The organism is Neobacillus sp. SRL179, from assembly GCF_984799095.1.
The window spans coordinates 904,488-928,767 of the sequence record NZ_OZ481792.1; the positions used below are offsets into that span (position 1 = coordinate 904,488).

At 38.1% G+C, this 24,280-nt stretch carries 25 protein-coding genes and 1 riboswitch; of the genes, 15 read left to right on the forward strand and 10 right to left on the reverse strand.

What is annotated here, in order from left to right; genetic code table 11:
* Positions 1–242: 242 nt before the first annotated feature.
* The 3 genes from AC4E8C_RS04435 to AC4E8C_RS04445 all read left to right on the forward strand — a co-directional run bounded on the left by AC4E8C_RS04435 (position 243) and on the right by AC4E8C_RS04445 (position 2,297).
* Positions 243–950: an MBL fold metallo-hydrolase gene (locus AC4E8C_RS04435; RefSeq protein ID WP_490210584.1), complete on the forward strand. Its 708-nt coding sequence runs from the start codon at positions 243–245 to the stop codon at positions 948–950.
* A 13-nt stretch (positions 951–963) separates the two neighbouring features.
* Entirely contained in the window at positions 964–1,530 is a 567-nt protein-coding gene (locus AC4E8C_RS04440; RefSeq protein WP_490210586.1) for a TetR/AcrR family transcriptional regulator, read from the forward strand.
* A 155-nt stretch (positions 1,531–1,685) separates the two neighbouring features.
* Complete coding sequence (locus tag AC4E8C_RS04445) at positions 1,686–2,297, forward strand: exonuclease domain-containing protein (RefSeq protein ID WP_490210587.1); 612 nt, start codon at positions 1,686–1,688, stop codon at positions 2,295–2,297.
* Between the two features lie 185 nt (positions 2,298–2,482).
* Here AC4E8C_RS04445 and AC4E8C_RS04450 read toward each other — a convergent pair whose 3' ends face one another.
* Complete coding sequence (locus tag AC4E8C_RS04450) at positions 2,483–2,908, reverse strand: VOC family protein (RefSeq protein ID WP_490210588.1); 426 nt, start codon at positions 2,906–2,908, stop codon at positions 2,483–2,485.
* A gap of 245 nt (positions 2,909–3,153) precedes the next feature.
* Entirely contained in the window at positions 3,154–3,678 is a 525-nt protein-coding gene (locus tag AC4E8C_RS04455; protein ID WP_490210589.1) for a DinB family protein, read from the reverse strand.
* Between the two features lie 490 nt (positions 3,679–4,168).
* On the opposite strand from AC4E8C_RS04455, the gene AC4E8C_RS04460 reads away from it, so the two are divergent.
* The gene (locus tag AC4E8C_RS04460) at positions 4,169–4,684 is read left to right on the forward strand and encodes a hypothetical protein (protein ID WP_490210591.1); all 516 of its coding nucleotides are present in this window, start codon (positions 4,169–4,171) and stop codon (positions 4,682–4,684) included.
* Between the two features lie 55 nt (positions 4,685–4,739).
* Here AC4E8C_RS04460 and AC4E8C_RS04465 read toward each other — a convergent pair whose 3' ends face one another.
* Together AC4E8C_RS04465 and AC4E8C_RS04470 are read right to left on the reverse strand one after the other, a co-directional pair.
* Entirely contained in the window at positions 4,740–5,294 is a 555-nt protein-coding gene (locus AC4E8C_RS04465; RefSeq protein ID WP_490210593.1) for a QueT transporter family protein, read from the reverse strand.
* A gap of 6 nt (positions 5,295–5,300) precedes the next feature.
* Positions 5,301–5,345: riboswitch (PreQ1 riboswitch) on the reverse strand.
* Between the two features lie 104 nt (positions 5,346–5,449).
* On the reverse strand, positions 5,450–5,815 hold the full coding sequence (locus tag AC4E8C_RS04470; RefSeq protein WP_490210595.1) for a VOC family protein: 366 nt from the start codon (positions 5,813–5,815) through the stop codon (positions 5,450–5,452).
* Positions 5,816–5,949: 134 nt separating this feature from the next.
* Between AC4E8C_RS04470 and AC4E8C_RS04475 the strand changes: the two genes are divergently transcribed.
* Positions 5,950–6,432 carry a hypothetical protein gene (locus AC4E8C_RS04475; RefSeq protein ID WP_490210597.1) on the forward strand — a complete coding sequence of 161 codons (483 nt, stop codon included), beginning with the start codon at positions 5,950–5,952 and terminating at the stop codon, positions 6,430–6,432.
* Positions 6,433–6,734: 302 nt separating this feature from the next.
* Positions 6,735–7,136 (forward strand): VOC family protein, encoded by a 402-nt coding sequence (locus AC4E8C_RS04480; RefSeq protein WP_490210599.1) that lies wholly within the window; start codon positions 6,735–6,737, stop codon positions 7,134–7,136.
* 570 nt (positions 7,137–7,706) lie between these two features.
* Here the strand turns inward: AC4E8C_RS04480 and AC4E8C_RS04485 are convergent.
* Both AC4E8C_RS04485 and AC4E8C_RS04490 read right to left on the reverse strand, forming a co-directional pair.
* Positions 7,707–8,021 carry a DMT family transporter gene (locus AC4E8C_RS04485; protein WP_490210600.1) on the reverse strand — a complete coding sequence of 105 codons (315 nt, stop codon included), beginning with the start codon at positions 8,019–8,021 and terminating at the stop codon, positions 7,707–7,709.
* A 1-nt stretch (position 8,022) separates the two neighbouring features.
* Entirely contained in the window at positions 8,023–8,370 is a 348-nt protein-coding gene (locus AC4E8C_RS04490) for a DMT family transporter (protein WP_490210601.1), read from the reverse strand.
* A gap of 186 nt (positions 8,371–8,556) precedes the next feature.
* Here AC4E8C_RS04490 and AC4E8C_RS04495 point away from each other — a divergent pair, with 186 nt between their 5' ends.
* From AC4E8C_RS04495 to AC4E8C_RS04525, 7 genes are all read left to right on the forward strand, one after another.
* Positions 8,557–8,955 (forward strand): globin domain-containing protein, encoded by a 399-nt coding sequence (locus tag AC4E8C_RS04495; protein WP_490210603.1) that lies wholly within the window; start codon positions 8,557–8,559, stop codon positions 8,953–8,955.
* Positions 8,956–9,210: 255 nt separating this feature from the next.
* Positions 9,211–10,818: a glycoside hydrolase family 13 protein gene (locus tag AC4E8C_RS04500; RefSeq protein ID WP_490212469.1), complete on the forward strand. Its 1,608-nt coding sequence runs from the start codon at positions 9,211–9,213 to the stop codon at positions 10,816–10,818.
* 437 nt (positions 10,819–11,255) lie between these two features.
* On the forward strand, positions 11,256–12,560 hold the full coding sequence (locus AC4E8C_RS04505) for an ABC transporter substrate-binding protein (protein ID WP_490210605.1): 1,305 nt from the start codon (positions 11,256–11,258) through the stop codon (positions 12,558–12,560).
* A 279-nt stretch (positions 12,561–12,839) separates the two neighbouring features.
* The gene (locus AC4E8C_RS04510; protein WP_490212470.1) at positions 12,840–13,700 is read left to right on the forward strand and encodes a carbohydrate ABC transporter permease; all 861 of its coding nucleotides are present in this window, start codon (positions 12,840–12,842) and stop codon (positions 13,698–13,700) included.
* Positions 13,700–14,515: a carbohydrate ABC transporter permease gene (locus tag AC4E8C_RS04515; protein ID WP_490210607.1), complete on the forward strand. Its 816-nt coding sequence runs from the start codon at positions 13,700–13,702 to the stop codon at positions 14,513–14,515. Before AC4E8C_RS04510 ends, AC4E8C_RS04515 begins: the two co-directional genes overlap by 1 nt.
* Positions 14,516–14,583: 68 nt before the next feature.
* The gene (locus AC4E8C_RS04520; RefSeq protein ID WP_490210609.1) at positions 14,584–15,612 is read left to right on the forward strand and encodes a LacI family DNA-binding transcriptional regulator; all 1,029 of its coding nucleotides are present in this window, start codon (positions 14,584–14,586) and stop codon (positions 15,610–15,612) included.
* Between the two features lie 44 nt (positions 15,613–15,656).
* Complete coding sequence (locus AC4E8C_RS04525; RefSeq protein WP_490210611.1) at positions 15,657–17,327, forward strand: glycoside hydrolase family 13 protein; 1,671 nt, start codon at positions 15,657–15,659, stop codon at positions 17,325–17,327.
* A 68-nt stretch (positions 17,328–17,395) separates the two neighbouring features.
* Here the strand turns inward: AC4E8C_RS04525 and AC4E8C_RS04530 are convergent, their stop codons facing one another.
* Entirely contained in the window at positions 17,396–17,914 is a 519-nt protein-coding gene (locus tag AC4E8C_RS04530) for a DoxX family membrane protein (RefSeq protein WP_490210612.1), read from the reverse strand.
* Between the two features lie 283 nt (positions 17,915–18,197).
* On the opposite strand from AC4E8C_RS04530, the gene AC4E8C_RS04535 reads away from it, so the two are divergent.
* Complete coding sequence (locus AC4E8C_RS04535; RefSeq protein ID WP_490210614.1) at positions 18,198–20,414, forward strand: EAL domain-containing protein; 2,217 nt, start codon at positions 18,198–18,200, stop codon at positions 20,412–20,414.
* 62 nt (positions 20,415–20,476) lie between these two features.
* Here the strand turns inward: AC4E8C_RS04535 and AC4E8C_RS04540 are convergent, their stop codons facing one another.
* The 3 genes from AC4E8C_RS04540 to liaG all read right to left on the reverse strand — a co-directional run bounded on the left by AC4E8C_RS04540 (position 20,477) and on the right by liaG (position 23,401).
* Positions 20,477–21,838, reverse strand: a complete 1,362-nt coding sequence (locus tag AC4E8C_RS04540) for an MATE family efflux transporter (protein ID WP_490210616.1) — start codon at positions 21,836–21,838, stop codon at positions 20,477–20,479.
* Between the two features lie 157 nt (positions 21,839–21,995).
* Entirely contained in the window at positions 21,996–22,385 is a 390-nt protein-coding gene (locus AC4E8C_RS04545) for a YuzC family spore coat inner layer protein (RefSeq protein WP_490210618.1), read from the reverse strand.
* Positions 22,386–22,528: 143 nt separating this feature from the next.
* On the reverse strand, positions 22,529–23,401 hold the full coding sequence (liaG, locus tag AC4E8C_RS04550) for a LiaG family protein (protein ID WP_490210620.1): 873 nt from the start codon (positions 23,399–23,401) through the stop codon (positions 22,529–22,531).
* Between the two features lie 225 nt (positions 23,402–23,626).
* On the opposite strand from liaG, the gene AC4E8C_RS04555 reads away from it, so the two are divergent.
* Positions 23,627–24,274 (forward strand): GDSL-type esterase/lipase family protein, encoded by a 648-nt coding sequence (locus AC4E8C_RS04555; RefSeq protein WP_490210621.1) that lies wholly within the window; start codon positions 23,627–23,629, stop codon positions 24,272–24,274.
* Positions 24,275–24,280 lie beyond the last annotated feature (6 nt).

Sequence of the window (24,280 nt, forward strand, 5' to 3'; positions counted from 1 at the left end):
AGCCTGAAAATTCCATTACTCTCTAAGTGTATCATAAAAAAATTATTTTGAAGGCTTTGTTAAAACCGTCTCCTATTCAAGAAGATCTGACGAGACATGGATTTTTGAATGATGATCGAATCCATCCATTAGGGTGGGACGCTTATTATAAAAAATTGGAAAAATTTATAAAATATTGTTGATTAAACTAATGACATTAGTTAAAATAAAACTAATAAGATTAGTTAAAGGGAGATAGAAAAATGAGGATCATAAAAAATGGTTATATTCACCAGGTAACATTTATGGCTAATGTATTTCCGGTTAATTGTTATTTGGTGGAGGAGGACGATGGGCTAACATTAGTTGATGCTGCTCTAGGCTTTTGTGCAAACGGAATTTTAAAGGCGGCGGAGTCCATTGGAAAACCGATTACAAAGATTGTGTTAACGCATGCACATGAGGATCATGTGGGTGCACTTGATTCGTTAAAAGATGCGCTGCGAGAGGTACCGGTTTATATTTCGAATCGAGATCATCGATTAATGATGGATGACCGTTCACTCGATTCCCATGAGGAACAAACCCCCATTAAAGGCGGCGTTCCGAAAAAATTAAAAACCCGTGCTACTATTTTATTGAAGGAAGGCGATCTGGTTGGGTCGTTAACGGCTATTGAAACACCGGGGCACACACCTGGATCGATGTCTTTTTTGGATTTGCGAACAAAGGCGTTGATTGCTGGAGATGCTTTTCAGACAAGAGGCGGGATGGCTGTTGCAGGTGATATGAAACCATGGTTTCCCTTTCCTGCCTTTGGAACGTGGAGTAAAAAAACGGCACTGGCTAGTGCTAAAAAATTAATGAATTATGAGCTAAAACTTTTGGCAGTTGGCCACGGAGAAATGATCGAGAACCCTTTAGGGAAAATGGAACGGGCTATTAAAAGTTTCGAACGGAAAATAGGATAGAGGAGATATAATAATGTCACCAAGACCAAAGTTTGCCCTAGATATAACAACGATATTGGAAGCAGCAGGGGATATTGCAGATCAGCAAGGAATGCAGGAAGTTACACTTACCAATCTAGCAAAAAAATTAGGAATTCGGCCCCCCTCATTATATAACCATTTTGACGGGCTGCCAGGATTAAGAAAGAAATTGGCCATCTACGGAATTGATCGATTGTATGAGGTTATGACCAATGCAGCGATTGGGGTGTCAGGCACCGAAGCAATCCTGGTGATAAGTCGGGCATATGTTGAATTTGCTCGGAATCATCCAGGGATATATGAGGCAACATTGCTCGCACCAGACCCGGAAGATGAGGAGGTTCAGCGAGCAGGGGCAAAAATTGTTGAACTTTCTGTTCGGGTATTAAATGTTTACCAGTTAGAGGGGAATCGGGCGTTGCACGCGGTCAGGGGCTTGCGCAGTATCCTACATGGCTTTTCTTCCTTGGAACAAAGAGGCGGCTTTAAGATAGCACTTGATTTGGATGAGAGCCTGACCATTATTATTATGGCCTTCCTTGCTGGGATCAGTGGCTAAAGATAGGAGGGGCATTGGAGCGCCCCTTTTACAATAAAATTCTGACATTGTGTAAATAGTTTGAGATTCTCTTAGAAGAGGGACATTTTGGCGATAGGATAGTCATGTAAGCTTTGATATAATAGGATTAACTTTACAATTAAGGAATGATCATTTTGCAAAGATCTGAACAATATGGTTTGATATTGGATGTTGAAACAACTGGTTTAGGCCCAACTAAGGATGAAGTCATTGAGCTAGCGTTAAAGCTATTTTCCTATCGTACGGATTCAGGGGAAATTATTGAGATACTAGAGGAAGATTCGGTATTACGTGAGCCCATGTCGAACACTGCGCGAAATAATTATGATACTGCCTATAGGGTTCATGGCATCCCATATGAGCTAGTAAGAGGGAAAAGCTTTAATGATAGTAAGATAAAAACCTATTTTCATCGCGCTGATTCTGTCTTTGCGCATAATGCCTCCTTTGATCGGAGCTTTCTTTACCATATGTATCCGGAAGTCAATGATTTAAAGTGGTACTGTACAATGAGAAACATCCCATGGAAGAACTATGGTTTTCCAAATGGAAAACTTCTGACGCTCCTGCAAGCACATGATATCACAAATTACCAAACACACAGGGCACTTGACGATATTACATATCTAATGGAGTTACTGAAGAAAACTAGTCCCAAAGGGAATCTATATCTTCAAGAAGTACTCGAAAAGGGACCAATGAGAAAATATCAGCCAGCCGCTGCCGCACGAACAAGACTGGGCTAATAACCACCTAGCATCTCTCACCGCAGCATATCAAATCATTGTGGGGTAGAAGAAGAGCTTGATTTATAGTGGAAAAAGCTAAATGATAAAAAAAAAACGGTCCTGTAGCACACACTGGTGCAACAGGGCCGTTCTTTTGCGTCTTCACATATGTAAAATTCCACGGAGTCTGAGTTAATGAATGATCATTGTCTGCCTTCAGTGAAAATTTGAAAGTTAACACCGAACTTATCTGTCACGCTCCCGTAGGCTGGGCTAAAAAAGGTTTCTTGGAGCGGCATTCCAACTTGACCGCCATCTGATAGGGCTTCAAAAAATGCACGAGCTTGCTCCGCATCATCAGTCGTAATACAGATGGTTACTTGATTTCCGCTTTGATGGGGCTGCCCAGGGAATGTATCAGAAAACATTAGGTCTGTTTCGCCAACTTTTATCGTTGCGTGACTGATGCGGTCCTTTGCTTCCGCGGGTAGGGGGAATTCTGGGTTCTCCGGCATTTCTCCGAAAGACTGGCTAAAAAGTACTTGGGCATCCAATGCCCTTTGATAAAACGCAATAGCTTCTTTCGCATTGCCATTCATCACCAAATAGGGAATCAATCGTAATGTCATAAAAAAACAGCTCCTTTAATCTGTAGTAGTTTCAGTTACTTTCTAAAGATCACGATAGTATTAGACAGAAAGACAGTTCATAGACAATAGTCGGATTAAACAATCCACCTCTCATTATTACCGCTTATTCAAATTATAAAACAAAGAACAAATGTTCGCAACACAAAAATTGGTGCCTGACACCCTTTACACTAAAGCAGAGTACTTATTAGTGCCTGACACCATTAACACGACCGAGACATTGTTTACTTTATTGATGGGAGATATCTTTCGTTTATAATTTTTAGATGATGCATTGCATGCCCAGTGATAATCCAGGCGATGGCGCGGGTGGTTTGTTCTTGATTATTGGCATAGCCTTTTCTTTCCCAGGCCGAAAATGGCATATTCTTAATGAGACTTATGGTCGCATTACGTGTAGCAGTAAAATCCTCAAGAATGGTTTTAATCGGTAGTTGATCAAACTCGGACCCTTCAATATACTCGTTCTCTTCAAATCCTGCCAATGGAGTCTGGTCACCACGACCGATGCGGAGCAGGCGGTAACTCATAATTCTTTCTGTATCCGTCATGTGCCCCAATACCTCTTTGATACTCCACTTTCCAGAGGCATATCGAAAACGTCCATCCTCCTCTGAAATTCCTTCTAAAGCTGCCACTGTTTGGGCAAGATGGCCCTTCAGAATGGATAACAGGTCACCATCAGGAACCAAATTTACATAGGGCTGATAATACTCCGGATACTCGCTAGCTATAGGACGTTCAATCATTCTCATTTACTCCCTTCAATAATGTGCATTATTTATCCTTCACATTAAAACTATTAATAGAAACTGCCACTTTATTCTTTTCTTCAAGAAAATACATACAAGAAGATTATATTCTAGATAAAGAACTTCCCGACAAATATAACCATCCATAGACAATACTACCACAATATTCACACTAATCGAATAAATTAAGGTCTTTTTATGTGACTAGTTTGTCTTCAAACGAAACCGAGTTACATTGCCCGAAGAGAAGGAAAAAGAGGGAAGAGGGGAAATGAAATCGGGTTCCATTGCCCGAGGAGAAGAAAAAGGAACAAAGACGGTAAATGCCACCAGCGTTACATCCCAGCCTCGATATAAAAAACATTACGTAACGTGAAAATCTGTTAAAAAAGGATTATTTTAACAAAAAAATATTGTACCTAGATAATCTATATACTATGATGTATTTATACATAGATTATCTAGGTAAAGTGAAGGGGAGAGTTACGTGTCAAAAAAGATACTTTTTAGTGCTGTTTTTTTAACCATAGTTGCGTTAACGGTATTTTTATTATTAAAGCCCAGTTTCCCGCGTTCCTTTCATCACATGTACACAAAGAATACAGATCTCCATTCGGAAAACATTAATGGCCTCAGCTTGTTTGACTCTATCAAGATGGATAAATTTGAAAGTATCTATGGTAAACCAACCTATAAAAGCAGAGATCATAAACAATATACCTATTACAACCTGCAAGAGGGACTGGAAATCGCCACTAAGTCCAATGGCGGCATTTTACGATTTATTGTAGAAACACGGACTATACCGACCACGAAGGGAATAAAAGTAGGGGATGCAATCTCTAAGGTTAAAAAGGTTTATGGAGAAAAGTATTATACACGAACGGAGCAGGGACTGGAGATCGTAGGCTATGTAGATAAAAAAAATCATCAATCCCTTGAATTTTGGCATGACCAAAAAAAGGTCCTTTTTTACCGATTAGATGACAACCGCATGCAGTGAGGATTTAATTAAAAATAAAGAGTTGCTGCACATCAGGCAGCAACTCTTCTTATTTTTACACCCTTTTTTCAAAATGAACACGTTTATTAATCACGTACATAATCGGCATGCCGACAGCCATGACAACGAACTCACCAACAGCTGTTGTTAGCCATGTAAACATGAACGGAAGGTCAAATGCTAAATGCAGTTCAAGGGCAATTAAGAACATCGTAAAGGTGAAAACGAGGGTATTCACGATCATTCTAGTCCAAATGCCTTTGATAAAACGTGCGCAAGCTATAGTAATAAGCAAGGCAATAACTGATTGGCCGACACCGAAAATGAGATCATATGCCTTCATGGGTGAAAAGAATAAATTTGTTAAAAATACACCTAATATGATTCCATAAATGTACTTTTTGTTAAATACGATCAAATGATTAAACATTTCGGATACGCGGAATTGGACTTGAGTAAATCCAAATGGCTGAATTAAGGCCGAGACAGCAATGTATAATGCTGCAATAATTCCGTTGACGACAATCCCCGCTACTTTATTATGGGGATTAACCGCAGGTGTTTCATTAGCACTTAATGGTTGTGCGAATGTATTATTTATTTTTCCCATATTCATTTCTCCTTAGTTTTTTTACGTGGGAGGTTCTCGAACCACGTTGATTTAAAACACTTGCAAACTAATATATTAATATAAAAGCAGGCACCAGTCAATGACACTTTTTTGAAATAATAAAGGATGCCTAGTGTAGCAGCATCCTTTACCAACTATATAAGTACTTCACTCATTAAAGCATGGGTATTGTTTTCTGTATCATTAAAGAACGTCATCCATGTTTCAGTATTCCCCATTTTAGCAACGATGTGAGGTTCATCGACAAAAACAACGCCCTTTTCACGTAGTACGTGGTATGTCTCCTTTATATCTCCAACTTGAAAATAGATTACCGAACTAGGATGTTCAAACTGTTCTCGCTCTGGCAGGCTGAGCAGAAGGCGGATGTCATTGCACTCAAAGAAAGCCATTGAGTCAGTACTAAACAGCAGTGGCAGTTCTAGTAAATCTTTATAGAATGTAATTGCTCGTTGAATATCCTTAACAGGAACCCCAATTTGTCCAACGTTTTGTATCATAATGGTCAACACCTACCCTTTTCATATCAATTCTATTAAATCATAAGTACTCATCTGTACATAGGATATTTTTCCAAACTTGTAAATAAATTTTTCGATATTGCACATTCTAAAACAAAAAAGGACTGCATGTGATGAGTAGAAATAAATTGTTATTACTTGCCATGATGTTACTACCATGGTTATCGCTGCCTATGTTAGGGAAAAAGGCAATTCGACGTTTTTACCCTGGTGCATTGATTATCTGTGTTTGGGTCTTAATTGAAAGTATTGTTGCTAGGAAACGAGTTTGGTGGAAGTTTTATGAGAAACTAACCCCAATGGGCGAGCTTCCTTTTCTTATTGGGCCCTTCTTTATTGGCTCATTGTGGATATTAAAATTTACATTTGGAAAGATTTCTCGTTATCTGCTATTGAATTTAATCTTAGACATTTTGTTCTCTTATCCTGGTGTTTTCTTGTTACAAAAGAGGGGGATAGCGTCCCTTGTTCGATTAAAGCATTACCAAATGGTGATTTTATTTATGGCTAAATCAGTTCTCATGTATGGGGTACAAAGTATAGTTGAAAAAACACGAAAAAGGCCCAAAACCATAATTCAAAAATTTTTCAAATAATATCAACGCACCTCTATTTTTTAGAAGTTATCTTGTTGGAGCGAAGCTGTCTAGTAAACGCTGGTGACTTTTCGTTATCAGCGTTTTATTATTTCTCTAGCGACAAAAACATAAATGAAATAACCCAGACGTGATAAAATAGTAGATAATTTATTTAAATGGCTATTTAGAAGAGGTAAATGACCTATCAATCACACAAGCTCATAACAGAGCAAGAGAAAAAAATAATCGAAGACCAGCTTTTTTTGGATGAGTTAGGAAAATAAGATGAACAATCCCTCTTATGAAAGGGGTGGATAATATTGCTGCACCATGTTGAAATCTACGTATCTAACTTAAAAAAGACAACCGAATTCTGGGAGTGGTTACTATCAGAATTAGGATACAAAGAGTATCAAAAATGGAACTCGGGTATTAGTTGGATATATGAAGAAACTTATATCGTTTTTGTTCAAGCAAGCAAACGTTTTCTTGATGTGCCTTATCATCGTTCAAGGGTGGGACTGAATCATCTTGCTTTTCGAGCCAAATCCAAGAATCAGGTTGATGAAATAACTGCTAAGTTGAATGAAAAAGGGATAAATGTACTTTATCAAGATAAACATCCATTTGCAGGAGGAGATTCCCACTATGCGGTTTATTTTGAAGATCCAGATCGGATTAAGGTTGAGCTAGTGGCACCGAGAGAGGAAATGCACAGATAAAGACCGATGTATAGGAGTTCTACGAAGGGATTCAGTATAAAAACGAAGCTCACCCTTACGTAGAGCGGTTCTACATCGGGATTTAGAACAAAACGGAAGCAATAGCCAACGTAGAGCGGTTCTACGTCGGGTTTTAGAACAAAAATCGAAGCAATAGCGGATGTAGAGGGGTTCTACATCGGGATTTAGAACAAAACGGAAGCAATAGCCAACGTAGAGCGGTTCTACATCGGGATTTAGAATAAAAATCGAAGCAATAGCCAACGTAGAGGGGTTCTATATCGGGATATAGAATAAAAATCGAAGCAATAGCGGATGTAGAGGGGTTCTACATCGGGATTTAGAACAAAAATCGAAGCAATCGCCGATGTAGAGCGGTCCTACATCGGGATGTAGAATAAAAATCGGAGGAATCGCCAACGTAGAGGGGTTCTACATCGGGATTCAAGATAAAAATCCAGGCAAACCCCAATGTGGAAGTCTACTATCTAGATTTTCAGAGTAAAAATTCATGAGACACCAAACGTAGAACACGGGGCAACCGTAAACCTCCCTGCTTCTAATTCTAACTTAAGATAACGACTTCAACCCCACTACCCCAATAATAATCAGGATCACACTAATAATCCTCCAGACATTTTTAGACTCTCCCAAGAAAAACATATTAATAAAGATTGCCCCTGCCGTACCAATTCCCACCCACACGGCATAGGCAATACTTAACTGAAGGAATTGAAAAGAGCCATATAAAAATGCAAGTGATGCACCGAACCCACCAATATAAAGGATGCCGTTTCGGAGATTTTTTTGTTGGCTATATAATTTAAGACCGACAGCACCGGTGACCTCACTGGCAGCTGCTAACAAGACCAACAACCACCCCATATTATGCAGCTCCTTTCAAAGCTTCTTTATCCTCATGATTGTCAGCAAGGTTTAAGCCAATAACACCAATCATGATCAATACAATAAAAAGAACCTTACCAAGACTCAAATTTCCGCCAAACAGGTAAACATCCATTAATACCGTTCCAATCGTACCTACCCCAGCAAAAACAGCATAAACCGTTCCGGTTGGAAGGGTCTGACAAGCTTTAGGGAGAATATGATAGTCATACAGGATTACGCCAATAACAATTGCCCACTCCCACCATCTATCAGCCGTATAAAAGCCGTATACCCAAATCCATTCAAATAAACAAGTTAAACCGACGTAGATCCAAGCTTTATTCATTTTTTTACACCTCTTAATCGTACCAACTTAAAAAAAGTACTATGATATTAGAGTACCACAATAAGTAACAAAGTAATTCTTTGAACGATGGAAACTGTTGTTAAGACGAAAAAGTGTGATATAAATCACGTTGCTCCCAATCGATATTCATTATAATTACATAAATTAGGGGAAAATTAAAAGTGGATGGTGAAGAAAATGGGGTACGATTTTAAATCGCTTTATAGTGAAATCGGCGGACAGGAAACGATTGATAAATTGGTTGAGGCATTTTACCCGCGCGTTTATGACGATCCTGAATTAGCGCCATTGTTTCAAGGGGATATGGAGGAAATTAAACGCAAACAGCGGATGTTTTTACCACAGTTTTTGGGAGGACCAGCCCTTTATAGTCAAGAGTTCGGACCTCCGGCAATGAGAGCGCGTCATCTTCCGTTTGAAGTAACACCTAAAAGAGCACAAGCTTGGCTTCTTTGTATGAAAGAGGCATTTCATGAAATAGGTTTGGATGAAAATCCTGCAGGGCATGCTTTTTATGAGAGACTTACACAAGTTGCTGGAATTATGGTGAATAGCCCTGATTGATTATACAATTAAAATAAGAGGATGTCCCAAAGGACAAGCCCTGCATAACAGATACATTAGCTGAGCAAGAATGGTTGTTAGCTATAGAATGTTAAGGTGAGGGACTGTCTTTATAAGGGACTTCTTTTTTTTAGGATGAAGGGTCCATTTTGTGCTATAGTGTTTTTGTTTAATAGTTGGGAGGTTAGTGTCGTGCAAAATAATGACCAATGGTGGAAAAAAAGTGTTGTCTATCAAATTTATCCGCGTAGTTTCATGGATTCAGATGGCGATGGAATTGGCGATATCCAGGGGATTATTGAAAAACTGGACTATTTGAAATTGCTTGGAGTTGATGTGCTTTGGCTGAGTCCAATTTATGATTCACCAAACGACGATAATGGCTACGATATTCGTGATTATCAAAAGATTATGGAAGAATTCGGTGAAATGTCTGATTTTGACCAAATGCTTGCGGAAGTCCATAAACGGGACATGAAACTAGTCATGGATCTTGTCGTTAATCACACTTCAGATGAACATAAATGGTTTGTCGAATCTAAAAAATCAAAAGCTAACCCATATCGTGATTACTATATCTGGAGTGAGGGTAAAGACGGTAAGGAACCTAATAATTGGGGATCTTTTTTCAGCGGCCCTGCGTGGGAGTTTGATGAAACGACCAATGTATATTATTTACACCTGTTTTCGAAAAAACAGCCTGACCTTAATTGGGAAAATCCCAAGCTTCGAGCAGAAATATATAAAATGATGACATTCTGGCTGGATAAAGGAATTGACGGTTTTCGAATGGATGTAATCAATATGATTTCCAAACAACCAGGATTACCGGATGGTCAACAAGAAGAAGGTCAAATGTATGGTGACGGCAGTCCGTTTTATATGAATGGACCCAAAATACATGAATTTCTTCAAGAAATGAACAAGGAAGTTTTGTCCCATTATCCTGTTATGACGGTCGGAGAAATGCCTGGGACGGCACCAGGAGATGCCATTCTTTATACGAACGCGGACCGAAATGAAGTGAATATGATTTTTACCTTTGAACACATGGATTTAGATAGTGCTCCGGGTGGAAAGTGGAATTTGAAACCGCTTAACTTGGTGGATTTAAAAGAGAATCTTACAAAATGGCAAGTTGCCTTACATAACAAAGGGTGGAACAGTTTGTACTGGAATAACCATGACCAGCCTCGGATTGTTTCTCGTTTCGGTAATGATGAGCAATATCGCGTTGAATCTGCAAAAATGTTAGCTGCCTGTCTTCATTTCATGCAAGGGACGCCGTATGTATATCAAGGCGAAGAAATTGGTATGACCAATGTGAAATTTGAATCGCTGGAGGATTATCGTGATATTGAAACGATCAATATGTACCACGAACGCAAATCAATGGGATATTCTGAAGAAGATATCATGGCCTCTATTTATGCAAAGGGAAGAGATAACGCCAGAACGCCCGTTCAATGGGATGATAGTGAACATGGCGGCTTTACTAGAGGGACACCATGGATCAAGGAGAACCCCAACTATAGAGAGATTAATGTGAAAAATGCTTTAGAGGATCCACACTCCATCTTCTATTTTTACCAGAAATTAATTGCTCTGCGCAAAGAGATGGATATTATTGTGGAGGGTGACTTCGAATTATTAGCCAAAGAACATCCTGCCTTATTTGCCTATGAGAGAAAATGGGAAAATGAACGGCTGCTGGTTCTGTGTAATTTTAGTGGGGAAGAGCTAAGGGTTGATGATGAGACGCTGGCAAATAAAATAGCTTCTTATAAGCTGCTTCTATCAAACTATGAACCAGGAAATTCAAAGATATTGCGCCCCTATGAAGTTGTCGTACTGACAAAATAAAACTGTTAAGCATTAGGAGCATCCTAATGCTTTTTTCTAGTTCAACACAGCTATTTAAAAAAATATAAAAAATGTTTGCGCATTCATTTTAAAAGTGATACGATAACTCTATCGATTAGTGCAAACGGTTTCACTAACGATACATAACCAGAATAGGAGGTTTTAGTAGATTTTAACTGTAAAGTATAAAAGATAATGTAATGAAAGTAATCATTTTTTACAGTTTTTCTGCTATTTTGTGCAAACGTTTTCTCCGTGTCTAGCGCAGATTGAGATATTCCTAGAGTAAGTGATGATCAGCAAAATGTTTTTTTATTCCTTTGCGCAAACGATTGCGCAAGCGAACCAAAAAGAACAGCCATTGTTGAATCAAGGAGTAAAGACCATATTGCACAAGCTTTTAGATTTAAAAAATATCTAAAATTTGGGGGTTAATCATGAATAAGAAAAAGTTATTTTCCGGAATTGGTGCAGGGGTTCTTTCCTTAAGCCTTCTTTTAACGGGTTGTGGGAACGCTGAAAAAGGCAATTCTAAGGAAGATGCAAAAGGCAATGTAACAATTGATGTTTTTCAATTCAAAGTTGAATTCAAAAAGCAATTTGAAGAAGCTGCGAAGAAATATGAGTCTGACCATAAAGGTGTAAATATCAATATCACGACAGTGGGCGGCGGAGAAGATTATGGCGCTGCTTTAAAATCTAAGTTTGCATCTGGTAAAGAACCTGCAATTTACAACATTGGCGGACCGCAAGACGTGGAAGATTGGCAAAAGAAATTAGCGGATCTTTCAGATACAGAAGCGTCTAAAGCAGCACTAAAAGGTACACTTGATGGTGTAACAAAAGACGGAAAAGTACTTGGATTGCCATACAACCAAGAAGGCTATGGCTTTATCTATAATAAAAATGTTTTCAAAAAAGCGGGAATTGACCCAACAACAATCAAAACCTATGCAGATCTTGAAAATGCTGTAAAAACTCTTGACTCTAAGAAGAAAGACCTTGGTCTTGAGGCAGTGTTCGCATTACCTGGTAAAGAAAAATGGGTAACAGGCTTACACTTATCCAATACTTTCCTTGCACCTGAATTTGATAACAATGTATTGAATTCCTATAATGCAAAAAAAGTTGACTTCAAATATGGTGATGCCTTTAAAAAGGTTCTTGATTTACAAAACAACTATTCTGTCCAACCAACTGTTAGTCTTGACTATGCTAAACAAGTAGAAGAACTCTTCTCACTTCAAAAAGTAGCGATGATTCAACAAGGTAACTGGGCTTACGGTTCCATTGCAGGCATAGATGAGGAGTTTGCTGCAAATGGTATTGGTTTATTACCAATCCCTGTTGAAGGTTACAAAGAAGATGCCGTTCCTGTAGGTATTCCAATGTATTGGGGCGTAAATAGCAATAAAGACAAAAATACAATTGCTGAATCAAAGAAATTCTTAGATTGGTTATACACTTCTGATGCCGGTAAAGAAATCGTAATTAACGACTTTAAGTTTATTCCTGCTTACGATGGTTTTGATGCTTCCAAGATAAGTGATCCACTATCAAAAGAAATCTATCAATATTCACAAGCTGGAAAGACGATTGGATGGACCTTCATGGGCTACCCAACTGGCTGGGGAGAAAATCAACTGGGCGTTCAAATTCAAAAATATTTGAGTAAAGAAGCAAAATGGGATGAAGTAGTGAAAACTGCACAAGACGAATGGGAAAAGGCAAGAAATAAATAAATTTTATGAACTCAGAATGGGTCCAGCTTGTAAAAGTGAGGACCCATTTCTAAATTAACTGAGAGACAAGGGGCTGGTTCATAAAACAGCACACTGTGGTCGAACATCATTGTAAAACACCAAGAGCAGCCATTTACGTGAAGGAAAAACAAGAGTAATCTTTAAACTTCTATAATCACGTACTTGTCGGACTAAAACCAGGGGCTAGGTATGTCTTTATTGGCCAGCCCATTTTCTCTCATTAAAACACAAGATTATTACATTGGAGGTTCAAACATGTTGCGTACAAAGAATCTATCATACTGGCTGTTTCTTGCTCCCGTTCTTTTAGCTTTGTCAATGGTAGTGATCATTCCTTTAGTTTATGGAGTTTACTATTCCTTTACGGACTGGAACGGTATTGAAGTGGGCAGCTTTATCGGCTTTGAAAACTATATTAATGTGTTTAAAGATAAGGAATTTCTAGATTCTTTGTGGTTTACCGTTAAATTTTCAGTCGTATCTATTATCCTTATCAATTTCTTTGGACTGGCATTAGCACTAATTGTTACGTCAAAAATTAAAAGCAGTAAGTTTTTAAGAACCATCTTTTTCATGCCAAACCTTATTGGCGGGCTTATCCTTGGATTTATTTGGCAGTTCATTTTTACAAAAGTATTCGCTGGGATTGGAAATGTATTTGGAATAGAGAGTTTAGAAGGATGGCTGTCTACAACAGAGACAGGTTTCTGGGGATTAGTCATTTTAATGAGCTGGCAGATGGCTGGTTATATCATGATTATTTATATCTCCTATTTAGAAGGGGTGCCTACTGAACTTGTTGAGGCAGCAGAAATTGATGGAGCAAGTTCGTTCCAACGCCTTAGGTTTATTATCTTTCCGCTAGTCGCACCTGCATTTACCGTTAGTCTGTTTTTAACTTTATCCAATACGTTTAAGCTCTACGACCAAAATTTATCGCTGACAGCGGGTGGTCCATACAATTCAACCCAAATGGTGGCAATGGAAATATTTAAAACAGCCTTTGGAGAAAGTGAAATGGCCTATGCTCAAGCAAAAGCTGTTATTTTCTTTATCATTGTGGCCGTCATTTCGTTAACACAAGTTTACATCAATAAGAAAAGGGAGGTTGAAATGTAATGAGGCAAAGAAATAAATGGTCTGTTGAAATTCTCGGTATAGTATTAGGTCTCTTGTGGCTTTCGCCTTTCTATTTAATGATCGTAAACTCCCTTAAGACGAAAAGAGAAATGTTTACAGATACATTAAAACTGCCGGCGGCATTGAATTTTGATAACTATATTGAAGCATTTACACAGCTGGAATTTGTTCAAACATTTTTGAACTCCCTCCTTATTACGGTTGTCAGTGTAGTTGTCATTGTAATATTTTCGTCCATGGCAGCCTATGCCCTTTCAAGAAATAAGGGCAAGGTGAGTACCATCATTTTCTTTCTGTTTGTGGCTGCCATGCTGATTCCATTTCAATCAGTTATGATTCCACTTGTAACAATCTTTGGAAAAATGGAATTATTAAATCGCTTCGGTATTATTTTTATGTATCTTGGCTTTGGAACAAGTTTATCGATCTTCTTGTATCACGGTACATTAAGCGGGATTCCGAAAACACTTGATGAAGCAGCAACCATTGATGGGGCGAATCGTTTTCAAATATTTTGGCATATCATCTTTCCAATGTTAAAGCCGATTACAGTCACAGTGGCTATTTTAAATACAATTTGGATCTGGAATGACTATTTACTGCCATCATTAGTAATCAACCAAGAGGGGATGGAAACCATTCCATTAAAGATGTTTTTCTTCTTTGGAGAATACACAAAGCAATGGCATTTGGCACTGGCAGGTTTAACGATTGCGATTATTCCTGTAATCATTGCGTACTTTTTTGCACAAAGAGAAATTATTAAAGGAATTTCCGAGGGTGCTGTTAAATAAAAAAGCTATACTTATATTTATATAAATAGGATTCAAGATATAAGCAAGTTTGGTATTAGGGGGAAAAAATGGTGGTAACAATTAAGGATGTGGCCAGGGAAGCGAATGTAGCACCTTCAACGGTGTCAAGAGTGATTGCTGATAACCCTCGAATAAGTGAAAAAACAAAGAAACGTGTGAAAGAAGTTATGGAGAAATTAGGTTACTATCCTAATTTACAAGCCCGAAGCTTAGTAGTAAAAAGCACGCAAACCATTGGCGTAATCATGCCTAATTCTGCCTACCAAGCCTTTAGAAATCCATTTTTCCCTGAAGTCTTAAGAGGGATCAGCATGAAAGCCCACGAAAGTAAGTACGGTATTTATCTTTCTACTGGTTCTACTGAAGAGGAAATTTACGAAGAAGTGCTGTCCATGGTAAATGGACGTCGCGTTGATGGAATCGTTCTCCTATACTCTCGTGTAAATGACAGAACCATGAAGTATTTGGATGAATCAGAGTTTCCCTTCACCGTTGTGGGGAGACCTAGTGTGAATGAGGAAAGAATTACGTATGTAGACAATGATAATATTTTTATTACGAAACAAGTTACGAATTATTTGATTGAGCTAGGGCATAAACATATAGCATATATTGGAATCAATACAGATTTTGTGGTGACGATTGATCGGATGAATGGTTACAAAACCGCATTAATGGAAGCTGGCTTACCCATTAAAGAGGAATATCTTGTCGAAGAAAAGGTGGTCAATGAAAAAGGAGTTCGGTCAATCCTTTCTCTCATGTCAATGGATGTCCCGCCGACTGCAATTGTTACCCAGGATGATTTACTAGCCTATGAAATGATCAGTCATCTTCAAAAACTAAATATAAAAGTACCAAAAGATATTTCAATAATCAGCTTCAATAACCTCTCGTTATCGGAGCACTCAAACCCTCCAATCACTTCAGTGGATATTGGCACTTTTCAATTAGGTCATGTGGCTACCCAATGTTTAATTGAAAAAATTGAAAATCCTGAAACTTTGCCGAAACGGATCACTATCCCTACAAAGCTGATCGAACGGAAATCATGTAGAAAAAACAGCATTAGATAAACTGTGGAACATCAACATCAAATTGAGTCAGTGAGGATTGAACTATGAAGAAATTATGGTGGAAAGAGGCCGTTGCCTATCAGGTTTATCCCCGCAGCTTTATGGACAGTAATGGGGACGGAATAGGTGACTTAAAAGGAGTAACATCTAAATTAGATTACTTAAAAGAGTTAGGAATAGATGTCATTTGGCTGTCGCCTATGTATAAATCACCTAACGATGATAATGGCTATGATATTTCTGATTATCAGGACATTATGGATGAATTTGGTACAATGGCAGATTTTGATGAACTGCTTAGAGAAGTTCATCAACGCGATATGAAAATCATCTTGGATTTAGTCATTAACCATACAAGTGACGAACATCCGTGGTTTCTTGAATCTCGTTCCTCCAATGATAATCCCAAGCGTGATTGGTACATTTGGAGAGACGGAAAAGAAGGAAAAGAACCAAATAACTGGGAATCTATTTTTAGCGGTCCTGCTTGGAAATACGATGAAAAAACAGAACAATATTTTATGCATATCTTCTCAGCCCGTCAGCCAGATTTGAATTGGGAAAATCCAAACGTACGAGAAGCCTTGTATGAGATGGTTAATTGGTGGCTGGATAAAGGAATTGATGGTTTTCGGGTCGACGCGATTTCACATATCAAAAAGAAACCAGGACTCCCGGATATGCCTAATCCGATAAACTTACCACATGTCCCTTGTTTTCCCTATATGATGAATGTGGAAGGAATTGACGAGTGGCTGCAGGAGCTGGCTCAACAGACATTTAAAAAGTATGACATCATGACTGTTGGCGAGGCCAATGGAGTAGGGATCAAGGATGCCGATAAGTGGGTCGGCGAAGAGAATGGTTATTTCAATATGATTTTCCAATTTGAGTTTTTAGATTTATGGGATAAGGATGCAGAAGGAGTTATTGATGTCCGTCAATTAAAAAAGGTGTTAACTAGGTGGCAGACAGGGTTGGAAGGTCGAGGCTGGAATGCGCTATTTATTGAAAACCATGACCAGCCACGCCGGGTTTCTACCTGGGGAGATGACAAACGGTATTGGAAAGAAAGTGCCAAAATGCTTGCTGCCCTATACTTCTTAATGAAGGGAACTCCTTTTATTTACCAAGGTCAGGAAATTGGGATGACCAACGTCCAATTTAAAACGATAGATGAGTATAACGATGTTGGAATGATTAATTACTACTGGATTGAAACGGCTAAAGGCAGTTCACATGACGAAATTATGAATGTAATTTGGAAAAAAGGAAGGGATAATGCGCGGACACCCATGCAATGGGATGGCTCAAGAATGGGTGGGTTTACAGCAGCTGAGCGCTCATGGATTGGTGTAAACCCCAATGTAAGTGAAGTAAATGTTGAGAAGCAAATCCGGGATCCCGACTCGATATTATCTTTTTATAAAAAATTGATTCGTTTACGAAAAGAAAATCCTGTCTTTGTTTATGGTACGTATGAATTATTATTAGCCAATCATCCTAAGCTTTTTGTTTATACACGTAAGATGGGCCGGCAAACCGCGTTAGTGATTAATAACTTTAGTAACAAGCCTACTAGGATGCACATTCCAGGAAGTTTGAAGTATTCTTTTTCAGAGTTAGTCCTAACGAACTATCCTGAATCTAATCAAAAATTACTGCGAGATATTACCTTAAAACCGTATGAAACACGAGTGTATTTATTGAAATAATTGTTAAAAACAAGTAATGAAAAAGACGATTCGGTTTTTCCGAATCGTCTTTTATACTGGAGGTACAATTAAGCATTAACTTTATGTTTGTTAGAATCTGTTTCTTTTTTGCTAACCTTGCTAATGAAAGGAATAACCCAGCGGTCTAATCCGATTTTACCTGCGTTGTAACCTGCAGTTAAGATGATGAAGCCTAAGAAAATGTCTCTAGGGTTATGAGATACCGTTCCTGCTAAGAAGAAGCTGAAGTTCATCACTAGGCCAAAGAACATGGCAGTTGTAGTTAAGCAGCCTAAGAGTAAGCCTAAACCGATTAATGTTTCACCGACAGGGACGACTACGTTAAAGATATCAACGTTTGGTAATGCAAAGTGTTTTAAGAAATCAACATACCATCCAAACACAATCGCGCCATCTGGACCTTTTACTGGGTTAGCGATCGCTCCTTTTAAAAATCCAGAAGCGTCAAAGCCGCCGCTTGTTAATTTTCCTAAACCTGCTGTAAACCAAGAGTAGCCAAGGTATACCCGTAAGACTGTTAGAATATAAGAAGCAATTTTATTTTCTCTTAAAAATTTATTAAACATAAATGATTCCGCCCTTCGTTTTTTGTTTTGTTCTTTATGGTTATACTATATTTCATTTCTACCTTTAATAACATAGACATAGTGATAAGTTCACATTTTGTTAGAAATGTTATGGCAAACTATTGAACGGCATTTGTTCGTTCTTTTTGCTTAAAAAAAGTAACCGTTTACAATCGAACAAAACATACGATTGTTAATTTTGTCGATTTTTGTTATTTTTAATATACCTTTAAATTTTATAGGATAATAGCTTGAACTAATGATGGAAAAAGGTGACTAATCGATGAGACCAAAAAAATTAAACAAGGAACTACAATTGAAACTAATTTTTAGTCTACTCGTCTTTATTGTGTTTATTGATACGGTGGTTTCTAAACTTTTTCCTGTCACCATGTTCGTGAAGTATGCCTCTATTGTGATTCTGATTGGAATATTTCCACTCTTATACATAACGATTAAAGAAATGAGAAAAACGGATGAAGAATTCAGTCAAAACAAACTGAAATTAAAGAATATCTTTGATACGCTTGATGTTGCTATCTGGTCTCATGACTTAAAATCCGATAAGTTATTAATTACGCCAGGAATTGAAAAGTTATATGGCTATTCCTCTATTGATTTTTACAAGGATTTGGACCTTTGGAAAAAGGTGATTTATCCAGAGGATCAACCTATTTTATCTGATAGAGCAAGGAGATTGGAACGAGGAGAAACGGTTACAAGTGAGTATCGTATTATTCGTCCCGATGGCGAAGTCAGGTGGATTCAGGATAGGGGTTTTCCAACCCTTGATAGCAAGGGAAACTTTGTTGATTTTAATAGTGTCTTGTTTGATATTACGGACCGTAAAGAAAGTGAAGACCGCTACCGTACTTTGGTAGAAATGTCTCCTGATATTATCGCTGTTGTCAGCCAAGATAAAATTGAATATATCAATGAAGCGGGCAGTAAATTGGTTGGGGCCAATCATCCGGGGGAATTGATTGGACAATCGCCATTAAAGTTTGTCCCAAAAGAAATTATTGAAGTGTTTAGAAAGACGGGCGGACACAATCGTGATGAAATCATTAGACTTGAATTTAAGGTAAAACAACTTAATGGGGAGTCAATCGATGTAGAAATGGCTTCTGCCTCTATTTATTATGAAGGAAGAAATGCGGTTCAAGTGGCTGGCCGGGATATTACCGAGAGAAAAATGGCAGAAAAAACTATCCAGCATATGGCATATCACGATACATTGACAAGCCTGCCTAACCGTAATCAGTTTAGGAATCATCTCAACAAAGTCTTAAATCGACTTCATGGGCATCAAATGCTTGCCGTTTTATTTTTAGATTTAGACAGGTTTAAAATTATTAATGATACGAAGGGTCATACAGTTGGGGATCTTATTCTTCAAAAAGTTGCACAACGCTTAGCAAAAACGGTTGAAAATGAAGGGTTTGTTTCCCGGCAGGGTGGGGACGAGTTTATTATTTTATTAGAGGACATTGATAAAGAACGTGTCACATTGATTGCTCAACGTCTTTTATATGAATTCTCCAAGCCTTTAGAGGTGAATGACCAGGAATTTTATGTTACTCCGAGTATTGGAATTAGTTTATATCCAACTGATGGGTTGGATGAGGAAACCTTAATAAAAAATGCAGACAATGCTATGTATCAAGCGAAGGATCGGGGAAAAAATAACTTTCGATTCTATTCTTCCAATCTAAATGGAATTTCAGTTAGAAAAATGGAACTTGAAAATGGACTAAGAAGAGCATTGGAGCAAAATCAATTAATGCTTTATTATCAACCACAAGTTTCCCTTGCAACCGGTGAATTAGTTGGAATAGAGGCATTACTTCGATGGGAGCATCCGGTCCATGGCATTATTTCTCCTGCGGAATTCATTCCACTTGCAGAGGAAACCGGATTAATTGTCCCGATTGGAAAATGGGTGTTATGGGAGGCATGTAAGCAAAGAAAAGAATGGCAGGCAGCCGGACTTTCTAAAGATGTGTCAATTGCTGTTAATATTTCTGTCCGTCAATTTGAGGATGACCACTTAATTGAATATATTTCAACTATACTAGAGGAAGTTGGACTGTGTGCCAACCAGTTAGAGTTAGAAATTACAGAAAGTATTATGCAGAACTTAGAGAATTCAACGATTATCTTAAATCAATTGAAGGAGCGCGGTGTCCTGCTTTCAATTGATGATTTTGGCACAGGTTATTCTTCATTAAGTTATTTAAAACATTTACCAATCGATAAGATAAAAATTGATAAATCCTTCGTAGATGATATTCTTTACCATTCCAATCATGGGCTTATGGTAAAAACCATTATTGATATGGGGTTGAACATGAACTTTACCGTCATTGCCGAGGGAATTGAGACAGATGAACAGCTTTTCTTTTTAAAAAGAAATAAGTGTAAAATTGGTCAAGGTTACCTCTTTAGCAAACCCATTCCTGCTAGTGAAATGGAAAAATATCTTTCAAAAACGACATGAAAAAGGTGGGATCCAAGTTGTTGTCTTGGATCCCACCTTTTTTAATATAGTTTGAATACCTCTTATAACGAGACATCTGCTTTACTTATTCTTAACCGTTCCCAAGGCTTCATGAGCCAGCGCCTTAATGCAAAGCAGCCTCGCAGCCACTCATCAGCCCCTTGGGCGAGCCAAACTCCTAGAAGTCCAAACCCGTAGTGAACACCAAGCAAATAGCTGAGAGAGACGGCAATGCCCCACATCGATAACATGCCAATAATGACAGGGAAACGAACATCGCCTGCGGATTTAAGCGATCCCATTAGAACAATATTCATCGCTCGGCCTGGTTCAACAAAGACAATCGCCCATAATACGGGAAGACCAATCGCAATGATACTTGGGTCATTTGTAAACGTCTCTAAAATAGGCGACCCAATTAGTGCAATAATTAATGATGTTAGTGTAGAAGCAATCATGGCAATTTTTAAGGTTTGAATGCCGCGTTTAAGTGCCCGATCAAACTGTCTTCCGCCAATATAACGAGCCACTAATAGCTGCGTTCCTTGAGCGATTGCCAGGGTAAATAAGAAACAAATCATATTAATGTTTAAAATATATACCCGGGCAGCAAGAGAGGCAGTCCCCATAGAAACGACAAAGCTAGTAATAATCAATTGGGATAATTGATAGGATAGATTTTCACCAGCTGAAGGAATTCCAATGGCAAGCAAGCCTTTGATATCTTCTTTTTTTGAATGGAAAATATCGCTAATGGTCAGCTTTAAAGACAGCCGATTATAGACAAGATACATTAACGCACAGACGGCATAGGCACGTGCAATTACGATTGCCCAGGACACCCCAGTGACGCCTGTAATCGGTAAGCCGAAAATTCCAGAAATCGCCATGATATTTCCGCCAATACTGATAAGGTCCATGACCACTGTTATCACCATGGATTCTTTTGTATACCCATGACTCCGCAGGACGGCACTTAGCGCTAGCGAAATGGATTCGAAAAAGAGGGATAAGCCACAAATGCGAACAAATGTCAGAGCATAATCATATACTTTTCCACTCACGTCAAATAAGCTTAATAGCTGCTGTCCAAAAAGAAAAATAACAACTGCCACTACGATACCAAACCAAAAGTTTAACCCGAATACTGACTGTGACAGCTGTCTCGTCTTTTTCATGCGTCCTGCTCCGAGGTTCTGACTAATTAAAACAGTCGCTCCGATGGAAGTTACGGTAAATACTAAAATAAAGATATTTAATAATTGATTAGCCACACCCACTCCAGCTGCTGCTGAATCCGAATAGTGGCCTAGCATAAATGTAGCTATAATACCTATTCCCATATGAAGAGCCAGCTCAATAAAAAGCGGCCAAGTAATACTATATAATGATTGTTCGTTATAGTTATTTGCAGTTTCCCCCAAAGTTGCTTTACCCCTTTTGTCCTCTGAACTTATTAAAATATAATTTCCATTGTACACCTTACCTCCCTATAAACATAGTAGGAAATCATCAAAAAAACCCTGCAGATTAATCAAAGATCTGCAGGGTTTAAAAAATAAGGGTAAATGTTTTTTTGTTCTATTGACCCCACTTCATCGCCACTGTTAAAGTGCAGCAGTTCGTCGGCTGATGCTGGGTTAGTTGTGTCGTAAGTACGAAATTGACGCCGGTGGGGGTAAACCTCGTCATGACAGGGACTTTCAAACCTATCGATTTAATTAAACGATCTACTTCAGCATTGTTTCCTTGCTGAGCGGCACTCATTACTCTGCGGGAGAATTCAACATTGCCTAAGCGATCTAACAGGATGCTTCCTTGTTCCATTAAGAAACGAAATGATTTAACAGAGCTCTCGAATATTTTAATATCTACGGGTGGATACATTCGTGGGGTAGGGTTATTGCCTATATAGGATGGATAGGGCGGAATGGGGGGAATAACAGGATAATGAAAAGGGTTGTAGTACATGCATAACTCTCCTTCCAAAATAAAAAACACAAGGCAATATACGGTATGATATTTTGGTCTGATTGGTTACTTTGGTTGTTGTACAATTACAGCAAAGACAAAACAGCGCATGGATTATATTCTATCCATGCGCTGTTTCATATTTAATCAATGTTAATGTTACCACTGGCCACATCAAGGTCAATCGTATATTTACCTGTTCCATGTGTACCATGAATATTTTTCTTGCTTAGTTTTTTTGAAACTAAAGGAAAATCGCATGAGAGATTACCACTACTAACATCTCCATTAAGTGAGAAATCAGCATCATCCGGTAAATCAAGCCCCACATTGCCAGAGCTAACATCTAGTTTAATTGGAGCGAGTAACTTATCCATTTGAACATTGAGCCTGCCAGATGCAATATCCGCTTCTAGCGCACCTGTATAGTGTTTGATGGTGAAATTACCGGAACTGACATCGATGACGCTTGTTTTTGCTTTAAGAGAATCTATTCTTACATTGCCAGAGGAAACATCATGCTTTAAATGCGTTACAGACAAATTTTGAAGATTCATATTTCCTGAGCCTATATCAATCGTTAGGTCCTCTAATTTCATCGGTTTTTCTATAGATGGTCCAAAAAAGTTTAGATTTCCTGAGCCTAAGTCAATCGTCATATTCTGTTCATAATCCTTAGGAATATAAATGGTAAGTTTTGATTTTTTCGAGGGCCACCAATTGAACCAGTTCCAACCTTTTCCTTTTAGATTTATTTTAATTGCATTGCCATTTTCATTAACGGTTAATTTTTGCTTGCCAACGTAACTTGCCTTTAAATTGGGACGATCTTCGGGAATAATGGTCGTATTGCCACTAGATACATCTACTTTAATTACGTCAGTGACCTTAGAAATAGCTGCCTGCTGCTCACTCGACCCGCCATCATCTGATTTAAATACCTCAACGACAGAAGCATAATTAAACGCAATATATAAGCCGGTTATCACCAATAAAAGAAATAGAATCCTTTTCATTTTACATAGCATCTCCTTTTTCTTCCTAACTTTCTATATATAGGATAATAAATCCTCTATCTTTTCTCGATGTACTAGAGATTTATTTTTTCCTGCGACTTAAGATGTAGTTGTTAGCGGAAATTTTTTGAAAAAGAATTAGACAATTTGTTTGGAATACCTTATAAATTTGAAAGTGTTACGTTAAGATAATAAATAGTATCTTACGATAGAGGAGAGCACGTAATGAATAAAAAATTTTGGATGTATTTACTTTGCCTTATCCTGTTACTTACGGTTTTTTATAAGCCGATAGAAACTTTTATAATACAACCTATACATGCACAGGAAAAGGAATCACCGATTCTTGAAAAAGTAATTGTGTTTTTAGGTGACAGTATTACTGCGTATGGAAAATGGAATGAATACTTTCCTAATGCCATTACGATTAATCATGGCATCAGAAGAAACAAAACGAGTGATGTATTATGGAGATTGGATCCAGTTATCCAAAATAAACCCGATCAATTATTTCTCATGATAGGCATAAATGATTTAATTCAAGGAGTTCCTGAGAAGACGCTCATCGATAACTACAGCAAAATAATTACCGATATTCGGGGAAAATCACCTAAAACCAAGGTTTATGTTCAAAGCATTCTTCCCGTTAATACTGCAATGGTAAAATTCCCATTAGGTTTTTCAGATAAAATCATCCGTGTTAATAAAGAGATCAAGGAAATTGCCAAAATGAATGGATGTACATATATTGATTTGTATAGTATCTATTCAGAGGGAAATGTGTTACCACAAGCTGAAACAAGAGATGGTCTTCATTTAACAGATCAGGGCTACCGTAAATGGATCAATGAAATAGAAAAATATATAAATTAATGGGAG

What these genes read in the sequence shown, in the direction of transcription:
- AC4E8C_RS04435 (WP_490210584.1), top strand. Translation starts at nt 243, where the DNA reads ATGAGGATCATAAAAAATGGTTATATTCACCAGGTAACATTTATGGCT.
- AC4E8C_RS04440 (WP_490210586.1), top strand. Translation starts at nt 964, where the DNA reads ATGTCACCAAGACCAAAGTTTGCCCTAGATATAACAACGATATTGGAA.
- AC4E8C_RS04450 (WP_490210588.1), bottom strand. Translation starts at nt 2,908, where the DNA reads ATGACATTACGATTGATTCCCTATTTGGTGATGAATGGCAATGCGAAA.
- AC4E8C_RS04455 (WP_490210589.1), bottom strand. Translation starts at nt 3,678, where the DNA reads ATGATTGAACGTCCTATAGCTAGCGAGTATCCGGAGTATTATCAGCCC.
- AC4E8C_RS04465 (WP_490210593.1), bottom strand. Translation starts at nt 5,294, where the DNA reads ATGGGAAAAATAAATAATACATTCGCACAACCATTAAGTGCTAATGAA.
- AC4E8C_RS04470 (WP_490210595.1), bottom strand. Translation starts at nt 5,815, where the DNA reads ATGATACAAAACGTTGGACAAATTGGGGTTCCTGTTAAGGATATTCAA.
- AC4E8C_RS04475 (WP_490210597.1), top strand. Translation starts at nt 5,950, where the DNA reads ATGAGTAGAAATAAATTGTTATTACTTGCCATGATGTTACTACCATGG.
- AC4E8C_RS04485 (WP_490210600.1), bottom strand. Translation starts at nt 8,021, where the DNA reads ATGGGGTGGTTGTTGGTCTTGTTAGCAGCTGCCAGTGAGGTCACCGGT.
- AC4E8C_RS04490 (WP_490210601.1), bottom strand. Translation starts at nt 8,370, where the DNA reads ATGAATAAAGCTTGGATCTACGTCGGTTTAACTTGTTTATTTGAATGG.
- AC4E8C_RS04495 (WP_490210603.1), top strand. Translation starts at nt 8,557, where the DNA reads ATGGTGAAGAAAATGGGGTACGATTTTAAATCGCTTTATAGTGAAATC.
- AC4E8C_RS04500 (WP_490212469.1), top strand. Translation starts at nt 9,211, where the DNA reads ATGGATTCAGATGGCGATGGAATTGGCGATATCCAGGGGATTATTGAA.
- AC4E8C_RS04505 (WP_490210605.1), top strand. Translation starts at nt 11,256, where the DNA reads ATGAATAAGAAAAAGTTATTTTCCGGAATTGGTGCAGGGGTTCTTTCC.
- AC4E8C_RS04515 (WP_490210607.1), top strand. Translation starts at nt 13,700, where the DNA reads ATGAGGCAAAGAAATAAATGGTCTGTTGAAATTCTCGGTATAGTATTA.
- AC4E8C_RS04520 (WP_490210609.1), top strand. Translation starts at nt 14,584, where the DNA reads ATGGTGGTAACAATTAAGGATGTGGCCAGGGAAGCGAATGTAGCACCT.
- AC4E8C_RS04525 (WP_490210611.1), top strand. Translation starts at nt 15,657, where the DNA reads ATGAAGAAATTATGGTGGAAAGAGGCCGTTGCCTATCAGGTTTATCCC.
- AC4E8C_RS04530 (WP_490210612.1), bottom strand. Translation starts at nt 17,914, where the DNA reads ATGTTTAATAAATTTTTAAGAGAAAATAAAATTGCTTCTTATATTCTA.
- AC4E8C_RS04535 (WP_490210614.1), top strand. Translation starts at nt 18,198, where the DNA reads ATGAGACCAAAAAAATTAAACAAGGAACTACAATTGAAACTAATTTTT.
- AC4E8C_RS04545 (WP_490210618.1), bottom strand. Translation starts at nt 22,385, where the DNA reads ATGTACTACAACCCTTTTCATTATCCTGTTATTCCCCCCATTCCGCCC.
- liaG (WP_490210620.1), bottom strand. Translation starts at nt 23,401, where the DNA reads ATGAAAAGGATTCTATTTCTTTTATTGGTGATAACCGGCTTATATATT.
- AC4E8C_RS04555 (WP_490210621.1), top strand. Translation starts at nt 23,627, where the DNA reads ATGAATAAAAAATTTTGGATGTATTTACTTTGCCTTATCCTGTTACTT.